An 18,295-nucleotide genomic window follows, 5' to 3' on the forward strand; every position below is an offset into this window, starting at 1 on the left:
CTCCTCTAAGCCATTATACACGACATATAGATTATTTAGAACAGGCATTTAATCTCTAGAACCATTTGATCAAAATGCCATGCATCCCCTTATAATAAATCATTTTACGTCCCTTTCTAAACAAAATAATAGCCGAAACCTCTTTTAGTGATGATATGATTTTTCTTATTTTCAAAAGAGTTCAGTTTTTCTCTTAATCTGCTAATGGTCACATCAACCGTTCTGATATCACCAAAATAGTCATAATTCCATACATCAGTTAGAAGTTGTTCTCTTGTAAAAACCTTATTGGGATGTCTTGCAAAGTATTCAAGAAGCTCATATTCTCTAGCCGTTAATTCAATCAAGCTACCATCACATTTGACTTCTAGGTTTTCTCTGTTAATTTCCAGGTTGTCAAAAATAAGAAGATGTTCTTCACTGATAGGACTCCTATCATGACTTGGATGTTCATAGACCTGGACACGCCTAATATTGGCATCCACTCTTGCAAGAAGTTCACGAATATTGAAAGGTTTGCTGATGTAGTCATCCGCTCCTAAGCTAAGGCCTAAAATCTTATCCGTCACGTCTTCACGCGCCGTCAACATGATAATCGGTGTTGTCATTTTTGTTCTTAGTCTGTTACAAACTTCAAATCCATTGATCTCCGGAATCATGATATCCAGTAAAACCAGGTCTGGTTTTTCTCTAGACGCCTTTTCTACTGCTTCAGCTCCATTGTATGCTTCTAACACCTTATAGCCTGATTTGCTCAAATGAAACTTTAAAATATCTACAATGGCTTTTTCATCATCTACAACCAATATCTTACTCATGTACGCCCCCTTTACAATGACTAACAACTTATTATTCCATAAAATAATCCTATTATTTGAGATTTAAAACTTTTGTAATCAAACTGTATAAAAAGAAACAATGATAGACTACAATTGAAGATGGAGGGCGTATGATTAAAGGCATTATTATATTCGGACCTAATGGTTCTGGTAAGACTACATTAGGAAGAGAACTTGCAGAAAAACTAAATTATAAGTACATGGACATAGAAGATTATCACTTCTTAAAATCCGACATTCCCTATACAAAATTTCGTTCAAAAGACATCCGCAATCAATTGATTTTAGAAGACATGGTTAAACATGAAAAATTTGTGTTATCTGCTTTAACCGGTGATTTTACAGACCAAATCATGTCTTTTTATGATTTAGCGGTCTACATATCAGCACCACTCGAAGTGCGTTTAAAGCGCATTAAAAACCGTGCCTATTTACAGCACGGCGAAAGAATCTTAAAAGGTGGCGATATGCATGACCAGGAAAATGAGTTTTTTAGTCATGTGAAAAACAAATCACTTGTGTCCATCGAAGCATTTAAAGATCAACTTAAGTGTCCCATCATTTATTTAGATGGGGAAAATAGTCTAGAAGATAATCTTGAAAACCTCTTAAACTCTATATCAAAGATCTCATATTAGGGTACTCATCATCCCCTACACCACCTGACATGGCATGGACTCTTGTCCTTACCAAACTGGCTCTTGAAATAATTTCTTTTCCAAATCGTTCCCTTAGATCGTCAATGGTCTGGTCCAGTCTTTCTATTTTTTCATCTTCTGGCTTTAAAAGATAAAGCTGTCTTGGTAGTTCTTCTTGCAATTGAGAAACCCTGACACCTAGATGCCTTATGGGTGTACCATCCCACAGCAAATCAAAAAGCCTTTTGGCTTCTTCATAAATATCATTGGTACTTGAAATGGTATATAAGAGCTTATGCTGTTTTTGAACCGTATTAAAGCCATTGGTCTTAATGTGAATGGCCACCACGCTGGCTCGCATTTCAATAGCCCTTAAACGCATGCCAACACTTTCAGACAAAGAAAGCATATAGTTATAGGCATCTATTCTTTCCGTTATATCATAAGGAATGGTCGTTGAGTTACCAATACTCTTTACTAAACTGTATTTGATGTCTCCCACAATGGAAACATCTCTTCCCCAAGCGAAATTATAAATAAGCTCTCCATGACTTTTTAAAATATGTCTTAAAAAAGCCAAATCGGAATTGGCTAAATCACCAACTGTATAAATACCATACTTAAGAAGTTTGGCCTCTGTTGCCCGTCCAACCATAAAAAGTTCCGAAACTTCAAGCGGCCATAACTTTTTCTCTACTTCATCAGGAAAAAGTGTATGAACATTATCTGGTTTTTTAAAATCAGAAGCCATTTTTGCTAAAAGCTTATTGGTTGAAATACCTATATTTACTGTAAAGCCAAGTTCCTCTTTGATCCGGTCCTTAATGGCTGTAGCAGCTTCTACAGGCGAACCAAACAAATGCTCTACCGATGTATAATCTAAAAAACATTCATCTATGGAGAATATCTCCACAGAGGGTGAATACTCTCTTAATAGAGCCATCATGGCCTTACTGGCCTTTGTATAAACATTGTATCTAGGTGGCACCGATACCAGGTGTGGACATAACTTAAAGGCGTCCACCAACGTATGTGCTGTTTTCACACCGTATTTTTTGGCTGGTATGGATTTAGCTAAAACAATACCAGACCTCTTTTTTGGATCCCCTCCTACTATAGAAGGTATTTCTCTTAAATCAATGGTTTCCCCATGTTGCAAACGGTCAATGGCTTCCCATGAAAGAAAAGCCGAATTGACATCTATATGAAATATTATTCTTGACATACCATCACTCCCACTTCCATCATACCAAACATACGTTTGGTTTTCTATATCAAATCACCACAAACGCTACATTTCATTATGAGAAGATTTGAATGTTTTTCTCACTCTAATATGATATAAAACAAATCATTTTCACATTTTGAAACATCTTGTTTATTTTTTCACATTTAGGATATGAGTAACATGATAAAAAGGAGGCAGTATGAAACTTTTACAAAAATTATTACTTATTATCTTATCACTAATCCTTATAACAAGTTTAGCGATTGGTATCTTTTCTTACTATAAAGCATCAACAAGTACCAATGATTTAATGATGAGTAAAGTTGGTGACCAACTAAAATTAAGGACAGAACTTATTGAAGAAAAAATAGCCAATACACAAAATACGATTTCACTTATCTCAAATGACAAACGTATAATGGATGTGCTTTCTGGCGGTTCTAAAGCTGAAGCGACAGAGGCATGTACGACTACTCAGAAACAGTACTCTGAATTGATCAGTTTAGTTTCCGTTGTTGATAAAAGCAATGCGGTACTCATTGCTGATGAAAAAAATGCAGGTGTTGTAGGTGCGGATTTAAGTCAAAGAGATTACATAAAAGATGCCATGAAAACAAAGAAAATGGTGGTCAGCGACCTGATTGTTTCTAAAGCTTCAGGTTCAAAGGTCATTGCCATCTGTCAGCCTTACTTTATAGGCAATGAATATCAAGGCTCTGTTGTAGCAACAATTGATTTCGCACTTATTTCAGATGTCGTTTCCGACACTAAAATCGGTACCAAGGGATACGGTTACATGATTGATATTACTGGTGATAATGCTGGTACATTTGTAGCCCACATCAATAATGAATATGTGGAAGACGAAACAAGTATGTTCAGCTTTGAAGATAAGGCCATTCACGCTGTAGCCAACAACATCATTAACAAAGCTTCAGGATCTGAATATTACACATTTGATGGTGTTTCCAAATATGCACAATACGTCCAAGTTGAAAACTGGGGTTTTGTTATTACAGCTGATGAAAGTGACTTAAATGCGACTTCTATTTCCATTAGAAATGTGATGATTATTACCATCATCATAGGCATTATTGCAAGTAGCCTTATTTCTTACTTCTTGGTTAAAAACATCATTACCCAGCCTATTACTCAACTAGAAAAGGCCATGAGTCAAGCAGGCGCAGGTAATCTGAACGTTGATGTTCAAATTCATTCCAAAGATGAAATCGGTAGCCTTTCAAGGTCATTTATGAAGATGATTGATTCTCTAAAGGATGTCTTAACAACCATTAATATCGCTTCTGAACAAGTCTTAACAGGCTCTCAGCAACTTTCTGATTCAAGTATGTCTTTATCTCAAGGGGCAACAGAACAGGCAGCCTCTATCGAGGAGCTGACTGCAACCATTGAACAGATTTCTGTACAGACAGAACAGAACGCACAAAATGCCAACAATACCAAACGTATCGTTGATGAAGCTAAAATACATGCAGAAACAGGCAACAAGCAAATGGATGAAATGCTTCAGTCAATGGCTGCCATTGATGAATCATCTAACAATATATCTAAGATTATAAAAGTTATAGATGATATTGCCTTCCAGACAAATATCCTAGCCTTAAATGCAGCTGTAGAAGCAGCTCGCGCAGGTGAACATGGTAAAGGCTTTGCAGTTGTTGCAGAAGAAGTTAGAAACCTTGCAGCACAATCTGCTGATGCAGCCAAGGAAACGACAGTTCTAATTGAAGGTTCCATAGAAAAAGTAAAAGATGGTACGACCATCGCCAATGATACGGCTGAATCACTTAAGAAGATTGTTGATGAAATCAACTCAACCACGACCCTTGTTACTGAGATTGCGGAAGCTTCTTCAGAACAAGCCTATGGTGTCAATCAGATCAACGACGGTATCACCCAAATATCAGCAGTTGTACAAACAACCTCTGCAACTGCAGAAGAAACAGCTGCTGCAAGTGAAGAGCTTTCAGGACAAGCTGCTATGTTACAATCCAAGGTTGCCACATTTAAATTATAGATGCAAAAAACCATCAGCCAAGCTGATGGTTTTTATAATGCTATAAATAAGATGCCTGTATGAAATACCATAGGCATGATGATGTTGTTGAAACGAAAATACATCTTCTGTAATATCAGCTGAGTGGCAAGACCGATAAGTATATAAACACCCAACTCACTCAATGTGATGCTTTTAGTTACAAAAGGTACCACACTGTATAATAAGCCTAGAATAATGCCTGCGATAACAATGCTACCCCATTTGCCAAACGAAGCCCTTAAACGATTGGCAGCATATCCTCTGAAGATGATCTCTTCACTTATTACGATTATAATGATTTTCAATAACAAATCTTGAGTATAAAATACCAAAGATAAAATCATCAAACCCAGTATCCATAAAGATTTTCTTTTACTCATACCAAGTGATGTTAATGTAGATTCCTGAAAATAAACCATACTGATCACACCAAAACATGGTACAACATACATAAAAATATTTACTATGAAGTTTTCTCTAGTTAATGATATACCAGATACAGTTTTGGTCCAGTAGACCAAAAGATAGGCAAAGAGCAAATAGATGAGTAAGAAACTCGTCGCAATCATCCCTTCTCTATCTGTGTGTTTCAATTGATTTCTTTCCAAATTTAGCCTCCACATTTCTGCTTCAGCATAACATGATTGTATAAAGGAATCACTTAAATAATCTGATTATGAATTAAACTTAATACCTTGATGTGATTATTAAAAACTTTGTAACGAAGATTCATAGTATCCAATAATAGTTAACGTTTCAGGAAAAAAATCATATGCGAACTTTTATCAGTTATAGGTTCTACAGTGTTGATATCACCCGACTCTAACATGATATTAAAGGCATTGTTTTTTATAAAGTCTCTAATCTCATCAACAGTCCAAATCTTATAGTCTCTGGCTATCTGTATTCTTCTCTTAATACGGTCATCCTTGAACTCAGTTACAACAATATGATCTTGTCTGGTCATTTCAAGAAAATTGAAATGACTTCTGATTCTATTCTCCACCCTCATCTTAGTTCTTGGATTTTCTAAATACTCAACCTTTTCTTTATCCTGATCTACAATCAAGCGATTGATATTTGGATATTCACACTCTATGACAAAGACGCCTACATCTGATAAATGTCTTTTAACAGATTCAAACATATTGTAAATCTCATCCTCGCTCATAATAGAATTGATAAGGTTACCTGCCGCAATGATCAAATCATATTTTTCATTTAAGTCAAATGAACACATATCCCCTAATACTATGGTTGTATTCTTTTCTAAATCATCATCTAGTTTTTCCTCATGAAGATGGATCATATCTCTATGAATCTCTAAACAAGTGACATCGTAACCTTCTTTTGCTAAACCAATACTAATGGTTCCACTACCTGAACCAAGTTCAAGAATCTTACCACGATATTTGTGGGCAATGTTAACATAGGCGTCCACATCTATCTGATTTCTATTTGTTAAATCACTCACTTCTGATAGTAAACCAATATACCGTTTCAATTTAGCCTCCTTATGCTTTAAGAATCATTTCATCCATTTCATTTATCAAGCTTTTCTTTTCTTCTTCGCTAAACTTCAGTTGACTTTTTAGCTTTCTTGATGTTTCATCAATATTTCTATCAAGTCTAGAAAGTTTATCAAGTGCACCATTGATCTTATCTTGTACCATCATATCCATAAAGAAACCATCAAAGAAGTAGTCTGCAAATCCCATATAATTTGCGATATCTATATTAGACGTCATGGTCATGTTTACATCTGAAAGTTCCTTAGAAAGTGTTTTCAGGCTATAGTTAAGTTCATTGATGATGTTTTGGGCCGTAGACATATGGTCTCTTTTGGCCATTGTAACCAATAGACCGCCTCCCATCATGTCCCAGACACCTAAGTTTTTAGCATCTTTTAACTCATTTAACGCCGAACCAGTTTTTCTTTTCACGGCATTACTAGCACCAATGGCTTCTGACAGTTCTTTTATGTCTGATTCAAGACTTCTTTTCTTGTTTTCCAAGCTTTCTAACCGCGTCCACAAACTAGGATTTTTAAGAGCTATTTCACTTTTCTTTTCTTCTAGCGCTTGCAGATAATCAGCTTGAACTTGGTGCTTTTGGCTGACTTGTTTTTTAAGCTCACTTATTTCATCTTGAAGTGACTCAACTTCAAAAACAATTGTATCATAAACCCTTTTGGCTTCTATAGCTTCAAGTTCTTCTTTTTCAAGCTTTTCCTGTCTATTGTTAAATAAGGTCGCCACAAAAGATTGAAAAGAAACACCAGCTATTTTTTCGACGTCCTTGTTTTCTTTTTTTAATCTAAGTAGAGCATCATCTCTTTTACTGATTAAATCTGACAGATCTCTAGTTAAACTTGATAACCTTTTTTCTGAGTGATTAATTTGAGCCAATGCTTGTGTAAGTTGTTCCATTGTTTGATTCATCTCTTACCCCATTTTCTCTATCATTCTAATAACTGAACGTTCCTTGGTATACTCTTCTATTTTATTTACAGGCACCCATTTTAAATCATGAGATTCATCTGAAACCTTTAAGGGCCCCCTATCATCTGCTTCGTAGATAAATCTAATATCATAATGATAATGCGCCTGCTCTGACTTTCTCTTTGGAATCAAGTGTACATCTACATCATAAATACCTTCTTCAACAAGTGTTAAGTATTCTAAACCCGATTCTTCAATACCTTCTCTATAAGCAGATGATTCTACACTTTCGTCAAGCTCAGTATGGCCACCCAGTTGTACCCATATGTTAAGCTTCAAATGGTGTGTAAGGAGTACCTTATCCCTTGTTTTGTTGACAATCCACGCAGAACCTGTGATATGACCTTTTGGATTGACTTTGCCTAAATAATCATCCGTGCTCTTTAAGTATTCAATGGTCTTTGTCACCATATCTCTTTCCTGTAAATCAAATGCCCTATATCTTTTTAAAGCTGCAATTAATTCTGTTTTCAATATTACCTCACTTTACTTGTATCAAGCCAGTCCAGACCAGTGCTATAATCAAAGCCAAATAAGGATACTGCTTAATATATCTAGAAGAATCCTTGTAGAAGACTTTTAAACCAATATAACCTATTAGGATTGAAAGCATCGCCAAAAGATCTGGCAACCAGATTTTCCAAGTACCTGACTCTATATCTTGTAGGACTAAGCTGAATAAGGAGGTACTTGTCGGCATGCACATCATCAGTAAATTGAAAAGTGCCACACTTAAATAAATCCATCTACCTTTACTCATCCTTCACCTCTCTTCTATTATACGCTAAGATGGTCTATATGCTAATGGTCAAGGAAGAATTTCTCAAAAAAGAAAAAGGTGACATGGTCACCTCAATAAATTAAATATAATTGCGTCTTATTTGTCTTCTCTTGTGTTGCCCATAAATGCGATTGCAAGCATACCTGGTCCTACATGTGAAGCAATTGTTGCAGACAACTCAGAAATGATAATCTGCTCTTCTTCCATATGCTCCAGTAATTGCTTTTTAAGCTTGATAGCCTCGTCTTCTACATGCCCATGACCAATGATCAACTTGTCATACGCATGGCCACTGAAATGTTCTTTGTACTTGTCAATGAGAAGTTTAATTGACTTTTTTCTACCCTTGACCTTTGCATAAGGTTTTAAAACCCCTTGTCTGTTAACGATTAAAATCGGCTTAATATTCAAAAGTGTACCCACAGCCGCTTCCGCTGGTGACACTCTACCACCATTTTTAAGATGGTGTAAATCATCTACTGCAAACCAGTGGTTGGCTTTCATTTTATTGTCTTCAAGCCAAGACTCAACTTCATCAATAGAAGCGCCACTTCTTACCATATCAACAGCTTTAACTGTTAAAACACCTAATCCAATAGATGCAGAAACTGTGTCCACCACCCTAATATCAGCATGAGGGTATTCTTCTTTTACAAGGTCTGCACCCTGTCTGGCATTATTAATGGTCCCACTCAGACCTGATGAAAATCCTATGTAAATCACAGTATCATGATCTTTTATATGTTCTTTAAACTTTTCAGCAAATCGATAAGCGTTGATCTGTGCAGTTGAAGGCAAAATTCCTTCTTTTAACTTGCCATACAAGGCTTCATGTGTAAAAGTCTTACCTAGATCATCGTAATACTCAAAACCATCAATGTTTACCGGCATACCAATGATATCTAGAACATCCTTATTACTTTCTACATAGCTTAGCGGTAAATCACAACAGGAATCTACCACGATAAATGTCTTCATACTTTCACCTCCTCATTTAACATTATAGTCAAATAGAATCAAGTTTAAATGAGCTAGGAATAATTTTATACTAAATTAATATCCACTTAAGAAAGCTTAAAGCTCAAGATAAACTCAAATCATCTTAGCTTTTGTTACTTATGAAAAATTTGTGTTTAAACAAAAAAAAGAAAATAACACTTTGGTTATCTTCTATACAAGCCCTTTTCTTTTAGATACTCATAAACCACTTGATTTTCTTTTAGGTATAGGTCTCTTGCAATTTCCTTATCACCAGGAAGCGTAGGATCAAAAGCATATTGAGCCTTTATGATGTCACATTCTTCTATGGTGCCGTCTTCGTAGATTTTAAAATGTTCATCAGAAAACTCATGGCTGATGCAGTAAAACTCTAAGTAATTGCCTCTATCATTTGTATCTTCAATAAATCGAATTTCCCAAGCGTCTTTTTTAATCACATGGCTGTTACTGCTATCGATTACACAGTCTTCTAATAGAAGACCCCACTTTAAGAATCGATTGGCAAATGCACGCTTTACATCTTCTTTAACTCTATACATAGCATCACCTCTATTATTTATATACCTGTTTTGTGGCAATTTAAGCATTTTCTTTGTACAATTGAAAAGAGGTGACTGATGAAGATAGATCGATTAATTGGAATTTTAATGCTTTTAATTAACAGAGACAAGCTAACAGCAAAACAACTAGCAGAACACTTTAACGTGTCTGTTAGAACCATACAAAGAGATATGGATACACTAACCCTTGCTGGCGTACCTTTGTATGCAGAAACCGGCTCAAAAGGCGGTTATCAATTGATGGAAAACTATAAGCTTAGTAAATCTTATCTCAATAAAAATGAAGCAGATATTTTAATGACTTTTTTAAAAGGGCTAGAACAGGCCGCTCCTTATTCTGATGTCAAATCCATGATCAACAAGTTTGATGCACTTTCAGAGAATCAAGGTTCGTTAGATAAAATGGTCATCCACCTAACACCTGGTCTTGATAACGATTTGTTTAAAAACCATTTAGCATGTCTATCAAATGGCCGAGACTTAACTAGAAAAGTCAAAATCACTTACTTAAATATCGACTATAAAGAAACTACCCGCATCATTTGCCCTTATACACTGGTCATGTACGGTAGTGTTTGGTATGTCTATGGCTACTGTGAACTCAGAAATGATTTTAGGATGTTTAAACTTTTTAGAATCCTATCTTGTGAACTTTTAGATGAAAGCTTTGAACTATTAGAATTACCATCGCCACTGCCATGGGAATCGACCATAGACAGTCGCCATGAAGTGGTAAGAATCAAACTGGAAATTGACAAGAAACTACAAGGCAAACTACCTGAATACTTCGACCCTAAACATATGACCATCTTAGAAGACAAGATACTGGCCACCATCAACTTTCCTTTAGATGAATGGGTCTATACCCTCTTAATGGGCATGGTGCCTTATGTTAAAATACTTGAACCTGATTGGCTACGAAGAGAATTCGTTTCTAGATTAAATAAATCCATCGTTCTGAACAACTATGACATATAGGTGTCATAATTACCTTGATAAAATGTATTCAAGGAGGAAATGAATATGAAAATATGTCAATCGTGTGGTATGCCTATGAATGATGAGGCAATGTTTGGTAAGAATGCAGATGGTAGCAAAAACGAGGAATACTGCCTTTACTGTTATCCTCAGGGTCAATTTAACAAGCCTGATGAGACTTTTGAGGAGATGGTTGAAACCTGTGTGCCTTTTATGATGAAAGAGGGGCATACAGAAGCTGAAGCTAGAAAATACCTAACAGACAATCTTAAAAACTTAAAAAGGTGGCAATAGATTCCTCTATTACCGCCTTAAGTCTAAAGTTATTTTATTAAACACTTCTATGGAGGTGTTTATTTCATTTTCATAGGCTTTCTTAGCATAATTATCTACAGCCTTTACATCTTTCGGTCCATGATGCATGGTAACTGGACCTTTTATACAACCACCCTTACAGGCCATACCTTCTATAAAGACATCCTTTAATTTCTTAAACTTCAACTGCTTAAGGGCCTTATCACACTCTTTGATACCATCACAGTTGATGACATCTAAAGGTTTATCTGTTAGGTCCTTATAATAGGACACAACAGCACTCGAAACCCCACCAGAGGCAGCAAACTTTCTGCCATGATAAGACGCATTGTTAAGGGGTGATCCTTCTAAAGTTTCAAGATCAATGCCTTTTGCATCAATTAAGGCATCGAGTTCTTCAAATGTTAGCACATGAGCGATTTCAGGATAAGATAGTTTCTCATGTTTTTTGGCTATACAAGGTCCAATAAAGACAATCTCACTTTGAGGATCTATCGATTGAATCAAACGAGCCGTTGCCACCATTGGTGAAACAGTGTTTGATACAGAAGTCAAAAGCTCTGGATAATTTAACTTGATTAAGTTAACAAAGCCTGGACAGCAAGAAGAAGTCATTGAATCGGTCTCTTTTTCCATGAATTCTTCTACCTCATGTTTAACGATTAAATCAGCACCGAGGGCAACTTCTACAACATCTCTAAAACCAAGTTTTTTTATCCCGGTTATCACTTGTTCTAGGGGAACATATTGAAACTGTGTTGCAAAAGCAGGTGCCAAAATAGCATAAACATTAGAAGAGCTGTCCAAAAGCTTTATCACTTCCAAAATCTCTGATTTATCTTGAATGGCCCCAAAGGGACAGTTATAAACACAAGCACCACATGAAATACATAAGTCATAATCTATAACAGCGGTCTTATTCTCATCCATATGAATGGCGTTTGTCGGGCAACCTTTTCTACAAGGACGCATAACATCTGCAATGGCACTGTAAGGACAGGCGTCCTTGCACTTGCCACATTCTATACACTTTTTATGGTCAATTTCTGCTTTGCCAGCTCGAATGCTGATAGCATCCACTGGACAAGCGCCTACACATCTATGGGCTAAACAGCCTCTGCAGGTTTCTGTTACAACATATCTGTTGACCAAACATTGGTCACAAGCTGAAGGCAACACTTCAACTATTTCTTGTTTGTTTTTATTACCACCCATGATCAGATCTATACGTTCACATGTAACTGCTCTCTCATGGTGGACACAACATCTTACACGACCTTCAGGACCTGGATTGATCAATTTAGGGAGCTTAATAATCTCTTCAATTAATGTGTTTTTCATGGCTGCTTTTGCCATCAAACTCAATACTTCATGTTTTACTTTCTGTACTTCATTTTCATATTGTCTCATCTCATCACCTGTCCGTATCTATTAAGGTTACAATTTTCCCCATTGTCCTTAATTCCTCAACAATACCTTCCACCACCTTAACCTTTATACTTAAGTCGCTTGGGAAGTTAGGATTTTGGTGCGCTGGATTAATGGCATGTCCCATATGTATGTTGATGTGGGTTGAATCTTCAATAAGCAGTTTCAAAAGTTTACTAACACCATCTTCTTGATTGAAGATAGGTTCTTCACAAGAAGTGTTTAGCCTTTTGAGTTCGTCATAAACCATCTTTAAAGTCAGAACCCCTTCTGTCACAAGATCGATGCCTCTTATTTTGGCTATTGGAGGTATCTTAGGATCCAGATATTTAATATCCGTAATGATCTCTCTTTTAAGTTCTCTAGATACAATATTGGCTGCTGTACCGCCACAAACAATCTTTTTACCTTGTTTCTTAATAAAGGTCTCAACAACATCTTTATCTAAGTCACTATCTGTAGGTGGTCCAGTCAACAACTGTATCTTCTCAGGCAGCCTGATCTTAATGGCAATAGCAGTTGTATCATCACCTGGTTTATTGTCATAAAGCTTATGACAGACTTCAATAAGTCTTCTATTTAACTTATCAGCCGACTTGAGCTCTTGATTTTCTATGTATTCAGCTACATGTCGCCATTCCCATCCATGATTTAAAAACTTACCTACACCTGCATGGATAACCCCGTCTGATACCACAATGATTTCATCTCCAATTTGAAGTTTAAACTCAGAAACCATGACTTTTTTCCCCGATGAATAAATTGGTTTCTTATCAACCGTTCTTAAACGGTGTTTCCTTAAAAGAAAGGTTGGTGGATTATCAAACTCAATAATCTTGCAGTTTAAGTCTTTATCTATGTCTACAATGGTAAATGTTGCATAGGCAATTTTTCTTACCTGACAGACAGGCAAGGTATTGGTGATGGTATCAATGGTATCTTGTAATGTAGCCCCTTTATCCAACATGGTAATCATAATCTTACTTGTTAGGGTTGCTAGGATATTGGCTTTTACACCCGAACCAAGCCCATCAGCGAGTACAACAATGGTCCTATTTTCTGATTTTATGACTTCTACCTTATCACCACAAAGTTCCTCACCATACTTATTTAAAGAGTGATAAGACAAATCAACATAATGTGCATTTATCATATCTTGTCCTCTCCTAAAACGATGTCTCTTAACTTGTTAAGACCAATCTTAGTCTCTGCAGTGGTCTCACCAAGAAGACTTGCAATTTCCTGAGCAACTCTCATCTGCTTGTTAATGACCTCTTGTACCGTATCAAGGGTCTGTGTTTTCATCACAGTCATCTCTTCTTTTTTTCTTTCCTCATAAGTCACATCCGTAAGAATCCCCACATAAGTTTTCCCCTCATGTATACGGATTAGATTCATAAAAAAAGTCTTGTCCACATGGTCTAGATATAGCTTTTGACTCACATGTTGTGTTTCTGGATCTCTGAGCTTATCAAATACATCGCTAGAGATGACAGCATGTATAGGCCAACCATCTAACTTAATCTTATCTTCATTAAAGATCTGATTGAATGCAGGATTGACCTCCTGAATTCTTTGCTCCTCATCTAATATACAAATAGCATTTGGACTGTTATCAAAGATGATACTTTGCAAGCTTTCTACCTTATGCTTTAATCGATCCATACACAGATCAATGTCTGAATAACCCTTAACAACTGCAATTGCCTTGTTATAACATGTTTTATAACCACATGCACCGCAATTGATTTGGTCACTTTCCGTGTATTTCCCCATATCCATTAAAACATTAAAAACTTGTGCTTCATCGACTTCCTGATTCACATAGGTCATATCCTTAAAAAGACGGGTAATTTCAATGTCTGTAACTTCTTCGAAATGATCCTCAGTTTTTTGATCCATATAGGCAATCAGTTTTTCCATTCTTCTAAATGTATTAGGCGCTTGCTTTGGTATTTCTGGACCATTTAAACAGCCGCCGGAACAAATATTAAGTTCTGCACAAAAGCCGTTAATAGAATCCGATTCGACTGCTTCTAAAAAACTGTTGCACTCTTCTATGCCTTGCAAATGAAGGTGTTTGTAATCCGCTTGTGAAAGTCTCCCACCAATTGGAAAAGATCGTCCTCTCATGGTAGATGGTGTATCAAACTCAGACACTTCAAGTTCTTTTAAATCTATTTCAGCTTCCTCAAACCATTCCTCAAGCTCTCTAAAAGTCATAACTGCATCAATGGCATCTTCAAACTCTGAGGCCTCTGCTTTTTTGGCTATACATGGTCCGATGAAGACCGTTTTTATATCACCGTATCTTTTCTTCATATCACGACCATGAGCCACCATTGGTGAAATGACAGGCAAGGCTTGGTCTGTGGATTTTCCAAAGTTATGCTGGAGTAAATACATACCTGACGGACAGCATGATGTAATGATGTTTTTCATAGCTTGGCTTTCAATAACACGGTCATAAGCTTGAGATACAATCTCAGCCCCTCTTGCTGTTTCTTCTACATATTCAAATCCTAAATTCCTTAAAGCCTTGGCCATTTGAAGTGGGTGGTCCATAACAAATAAACCTGCAAAAGATGGCGCTATAGAAACGGCTACCTTATTTTTACCAGCCAACAATGTTTTTACTCGGTGTTCATCTTTATGAATTGTTAGTGCACCTTGTTTACAGTGAACCAAACACTGACCACACTTGATGCATAGATCGTCCACAATATGTCTGTTATTAGGTGTGAATGCTATTGCCTTAGTAGGACAAAATCTCAAGCATTTAAAACATTCATCACATTTGTCTGAATGAAATTCTATAAATTTCATACCATCACCCCTTCATGACCTTGTCCATGACCTCATTAACTGTTAATGGTGATACTGAAACAATTTCCTTTTCATCTATTTCTACTGAAACAGCTTGTGAGCACTTTCCTAAACAGAACGATGACTTTAAAATGACTTCTTCTGTTAAATGATGGTCATCAAGGTATTTTTCAATACCTTTGATGACATCATAAGAGCCTTTTAAATGACATGCGCTGCCGATACAAACTTTTATTATCATATCTGCTCCTTATGCTTTAAATGCATTCATGTACATTTCTTTTATTTCACTGATTAATGGGTATCTAGGGTTGGCACCAGTACACTGGTCGTCGAATGCCTGAATACTCATATCTTCTAATGATTTCATAAACTTCACTTCTGAAACACCAGCCTCTTTAATAGAAGCAGGAATATCTAAAGATTTTTTAAGACCATCAATTGCCTTGATTAAGTTCTCAACCTTCTCATCATCTGTTTTGCCGCCTAATCCTAAGTAGTCAGCTATTTGAGCATATCGCCACTTAGCATTTGGATACTTGTATTGAGGGAAGGCAGCTTGTTTTCTTGGATTATCAACTGCATTAAATCTGATGACTTCACCTATAAGCAGTGCATTAGCCACACCATGTGGTATATGGTGTTTAGAACCTAATTTGTGTGCCATTGAATGGCAAACACCTAAGAAGGCATTGGCAAAGGCCATACCAGCAATCGTTGAAGCATGTGCCATTTTTTCTCTGGCTTCCACATCCTCAAGACCCGATTCATAAGCTCTTGGCAAGTAGTCAAATATCAATTTAATGGATTCTAATGCCATACCATTTGTAAACTCTGAAGCCAGTACAGAAACATAAGCTTCTAAAGCATGTGTCAAAGCATCTATACCTGATGCAGCCGTTAATGATTTTGGCATGCTCATCATAAGTTCAGCATCTACCAAAGCCATATCCGGTGTTAACTCATAATCTGCAAGTGGGTATTTAACATCTGTTTTTTCGTCTGTAATAACGGCAAAAGGTGTTACCTCAGATCCTGTACCTGCTGATGTTGGTATAGCCACCATCATAGCCTTTTGGCCTAGTTTAGGGAATGGATAAACTCTTTTTCTGATATCCATAAATCTCATAGCAAGATCTTCGAATCTTACCTCAGGATGTTCATATAAAACCCACATAATCTTAGCTGCATCCATTGGCGAACCACCACCAAGGGCAATGATTGTGTCAGGCTTGTAAACAAGCATCTCTTCAGCACCTTTTCTTGCAGTCATAAGCGTTGGATCCGGCTCCACATCATAGAAAATCTTATAATCTATGTCCATTTCTTCTAAATGATTGGTTACTTTTTCTACAAAGCCTAAATCATAAAGCACCTTATCAGTTACTATAAAGACCTTTTTCTTGTTCATATCTTTTAGATCTTTTAGGCCAACACCTAAACAACCATACTTGAAATATACTTTTTCAGGAACTCTATACCACAACATATTTTCTCTTCTTTCTGCAACATTCTTAATGTTTAATAAATGTTTTACACCTACATTTTCAGAGATTGAGTTACCACCCCATGAGCCACAACCTAGTGTTAATGATGGCGCTAATTTGAAGTTGTATATATCACCGATAGCGCCTTGAGAAGATGGCATATTAATAATGGTTCTACCTGTCTTCATTGTTGCACCAAATAATTCGATTCTGTCTTTTGATTTGACTTGATCCGTATAAAGTACAGACGTATGTCCAAAGCCACCAAGCTCAACCAATCTTTCAGCCTTTTTTAGAGCTTCTTCAAAAGTCTTTACCTTGTACATAGCCAGCACTGGTGACAGCTTTTCATGTGAAAATGGTTCAGAAAGTTCTACTGATGAAACTTCTCCAATTAAAACCTTAGTTTTTTCATCAACTTTTATGCCTGCCATCTCAGCAATCTTGCTTGCGCTTTGACCAACTATATCAGCATTTAATTTGCCATCCTTTAGGATAACCTTTCTCATGGCCTCTGTTTCTTTCTTACTTAAGATGTAAGCCCCTCTTAATAGAAACTCTTTTTTAATGTCTGCGTATATAGAATCATGGACAAGTACTGATTGCTCCGATGCACAGATAACACCGTTATCAAAACTCTTTGATAACAAAATTGAGTTAACTGCCATTTTAATATCTGCTGTTTCATCGATAATTGCAGGTGTGTTACCAGCACCAACACCAATGGCTGGTTTACCTGATGAATAAGCCGCTTTTACCATACCCGGACCACCTGTTGCTAGAATTAAGTCCGTTGAACTCATAACCGCCTGAGTCAGTTCTAAAGAAGGTTCATCAATCCAACCAATGATATCTTTAGGCGCACCTGCTTTAACAGCTGCATCTAAAATAATTTTTGCCGCTTCAATGGTTGCCTTCTTGGCTCTTGGGTGAGGTGATAAAATGATACCATTTCTAGTTTTAAGTGTTAGTAATATCTTAAAGATTGCCGTTGAAGTTGGATTCGTTGTTGGAATAACTGCTGCAATAACACCAATTGGTTCTGCTACCTTCAATAAGCCAAATGAGTCATCTCTTTCTATAACTCCACATGTTTTTTCGTCTTTATATTTGTTGTAAATGTATTCTGATGCAAAATGATTTTTAATCACCTTGTCTTCTATAATGCCCATACGTGTTTCTTCATGGGCGAGTCTTGCAAGATCAATTCTAGAATTATTAGCAGCAATGGCTGCTTTTCTGAAAATCTCATCCACTTGCTTTTGATCAAACTTTGCAAAAGTCTCCTGTGCTTTTCTTACATCTTCGATTTTCTTATTTAATTGCTCTACTGTTTTTACTATCATCGTAAACTCCTTTCAAGCTCAAGTTCGTCCTTACATCGTTAATATTATCACAATCTTTTCTAAAGTCTATACTTTTCAATCAAAAAAACAATTACAAATACGACATGAAAACGATTTTTATGTTACAAAATTGTAACACGACAATCTAAAATCAAAATATTTCATTTAGTTTTAGAATTTGTTACATTTTAGAAATCAAATTATTACATATATGAAACAATCACCTTCCCATTCATTGTTTTACCTTAAAATCACTTCGTTATTATTTTAACAATATCATTTAAAAAAGAAAACACGAAAAAAGGATGGG

18 protein-coding genes are annotated in these 18,295 nt (G+C 36.3%); 4 read left to right on the forward strand and 14 right to left on the reverse strand.

Translation table 11 applies throughout. The annotated features are described in order from the left end of the window. Nucleotides 1-116: 116 nt before the first annotated feature. Entirely contained in the window at nucleotides 117-818 is a 702-nt protein-coding gene (locus EZV73_RS10720; RefSeq protein WP_240840309.1) for a response regulator transcription factor, read from the reverse strand. Between the two features lie 131 nt (nucleotides 819-949). Between EZV73_RS10720 and EZV73_RS10725 the strand changes: the two genes are divergently transcribed. Then, a complete protein-coding gene (locus tag EZV73_RS10725; protein ID WP_240840310.1) occupies nucleotides 950-1,477 on the forward strand; it encodes an AAA family ATPase in 528 nt (175 codons plus the stop codon). Here EZV73_RS10725 and EZV73_RS10730 read toward each other — a convergent pair. Continuing rightward, on the reverse strand, nucleotides 1,455-2,702 hold the full coding sequence (locus tag EZV73_RS10730; protein WP_240840311.1) for a DNA polymerase IV: 1,248 nt from the start codon (nucleotides 2,700-2,702) through the stop codon (nucleotides 1,455-1,457). The genes EZV73_RS10725 and EZV73_RS10730 overlap by 23 nt on opposite strands. A gap of 202 nt (nucleotides 2,703-2,904) precedes the next feature. Here EZV73_RS10730 and EZV73_RS10735 point away from each other — a divergent pair, with 202 nt between their 5' ends. After that, nucleotides 2,905-4,743 (forward strand): methyl-accepting chemotaxis protein, encoded by a 1,839-nt coding sequence (locus tag EZV73_RS10735; protein ID WP_240840312.1) that lies wholly within the window; start codon nucleotides 2,905-2,907, stop codon nucleotides 4,741-4,743. Between the two features lie 32 nt (nucleotides 4,744-4,775). On the opposite strand, the gene EZV73_RS10740 is transcribed toward EZV73_RS10735, so the two are convergent. The 7 genes from EZV73_RS10740 to EZV73_RS10770 form a co-directional block, all read right to left on the reverse strand. Next, entirely contained in the window at nucleotides 4,776-5,372 is a 597-nt protein-coding gene (locus tag EZV73_RS10740; protein WP_240840313.1) for a CPBP family glutamic-type intramembrane protease, read from the reverse strand. A gap of 140 nt (nucleotides 5,373-5,512) precedes the next feature. Further along, on the reverse strand, nucleotides 5,513-6,268 hold the full coding sequence (locus EZV73_RS10745) for a class I SAM-dependent methyltransferase (protein ID WP_240840314.1): 756 nt from the start codon (nucleotides 6,266-6,268) through the stop codon (nucleotides 5,513-5,515). Nucleotides 6,269-6,278: 10 nt separating this feature from the next. After that, complete coding sequence (locus tag EZV73_RS10750) at nucleotides 6,279-7,205, reverse strand: hypothetical protein (protein WP_240840315.1); 927 nt, start codon at nucleotides 7,203-7,205, stop codon at nucleotides 6,279-6,281. 3 nt (nucleotides 7,206-7,208) lie between these two features. Then, nucleotides 7,209-7,739 carry an NUDIX hydrolase gene (locus EZV73_RS10755; RefSeq protein WP_240840316.1) on the reverse strand — a complete coding sequence of 177 codons (531 nt, stop codon included), beginning with the start codon at nucleotides 7,737-7,739 and terminating at the stop codon, nucleotides 7,209-7,211. A gap of 7 nt (nucleotides 7,740-7,746) precedes the next feature. Continuing rightward, nucleotides 7,747-8,025: a hypothetical protein gene (locus EZV73_RS10760; RefSeq protein WP_240840317.1), complete on the reverse strand. Its 279-nt coding sequence runs from the start codon at nucleotides 8,023-8,025 to the stop codon at nucleotides 7,747-7,749. Nucleotides 8,026-8,142: 117 nt separating this feature from the next. Next, nucleotides 8,143-9,024 carry a DegV family protein gene (locus tag EZV73_RS10765; RefSeq protein WP_240840318.1) on the reverse strand — a complete coding sequence of 294 codons (882 nt, stop codon included), beginning with the start codon at nucleotides 9,022-9,024 and terminating at the stop codon, nucleotides 8,143-8,145. Nucleotides 9,025-9,209: 185 nt separating this feature from the next. After that, nucleotides 9,210-9,584: a hypothetical protein gene (locus EZV73_RS10770; protein ID WP_240840319.1), complete on the reverse strand. Its 375-nt coding sequence runs from the start codon at nucleotides 9,582-9,584 to the stop codon at nucleotides 9,210-9,212. Nucleotides 9,585-9,662: 78 nt separating this feature from the next. Here EZV73_RS10770 and EZV73_RS10775 point away from each other — a divergent pair, with 78 nt between their 5' ends. Together EZV73_RS10775 and EZV73_RS10780 are read left to right on the forward strand one after the other, a co-directional pair. Continuing rightward, a complete protein-coding gene (locus EZV73_RS10775) occupies nucleotides 9,663-10,583 on the forward strand; it encodes a YafY family protein (RefSeq protein ID WP_240840320.1) in 921 nt (306 codons plus the stop codon). 45 nt (nucleotides 10,584-10,628) lie between these two features. Next, nucleotides 10,629-10,877, forward strand: a complete 249-nt coding sequence (locus EZV73_RS10780; protein ID WP_240840321.1) for a zinc ribbon domain-containing protein — start codon at nucleotides 10,629-10,631, stop codon at nucleotides 10,875-10,877. A 9-nt stretch (nucleotides 10,878-10,886) separates the two neighbouring features. Here the strand turns inward: EZV73_RS10780 and EZV73_RS10785 are convergent, their stop codons facing one another. Genes EZV73_RS10785 through adhE form a run of 5 tightly spaced genes read right to left on the reverse strand, consistent with a single transcriptional unit; the run spans nucleotide 10,887 to nucleotide 17,985 of the window. Then, complete coding sequence (locus tag EZV73_RS10785) at nucleotides 10,887-12,308, reverse strand: monomeric [FeFe] hydrogenase (protein WP_240840322.1); 1,422 nt, start codon at nucleotides 12,306-12,308, stop codon at nucleotides 10,887-10,889. Nucleotides 12,309-12,312: 4 nt separating this feature from the next. Further along, nucleotides 12,313-13,479, reverse strand: a complete 1,167-nt coding sequence (locus EZV73_RS10790) for a SpoIIE family protein phosphatase (RefSeq protein WP_255813195.1) — start codon at nucleotides 13,477-13,479, stop codon at nucleotides 12,313-12,315. Further along, entirely contained in the window at nucleotides 13,476-15,152 is a 1,677-nt protein-coding gene (locus tag EZV73_RS10795) for a [Fe-Fe] hydrogenase large subunit C-terminal domain-containing protein (RefSeq protein ID WP_240840323.1), read from the reverse strand. Before EZV73_RS10795 ends, EZV73_RS10790 begins: the two co-directional genes overlap by 4 nt. A 4-nt stretch (nucleotides 15,153-15,156) precedes the next feature. Then, nucleotides 15,157-15,393: a (2Fe-2S) ferredoxin domain-containing protein gene (locus tag EZV73_RS10800; protein WP_240840324.1), complete on the reverse strand. Its 237-nt coding sequence runs from the start codon at nucleotides 15,391-15,393 to the stop codon at nucleotides 15,157-15,159. A gap of 9 nt (nucleotides 15,394-15,402) precedes the next feature. Further along, entirely contained in the window at nucleotides 15,403-17,985 is a 2,583-nt protein-coding gene (gene adhE / locus EZV73_RS10805) for a bifunctional acetaldehyde-CoA/alcohol dehydrogenase (RefSeq protein WP_240840325.1), read from the reverse strand. Nucleotides 17,986-18,295 lie beyond the last annotated feature (310 nt).

It is taken from the genome of Acidaminobacter sp. JC074 (assembly GCF_022496765.1).
Taxonomy (GTDB): Bacteria; Bacillota; Clostridia; order Peptostreptococcales; family Acidaminobacteraceae; genus JABXKX01.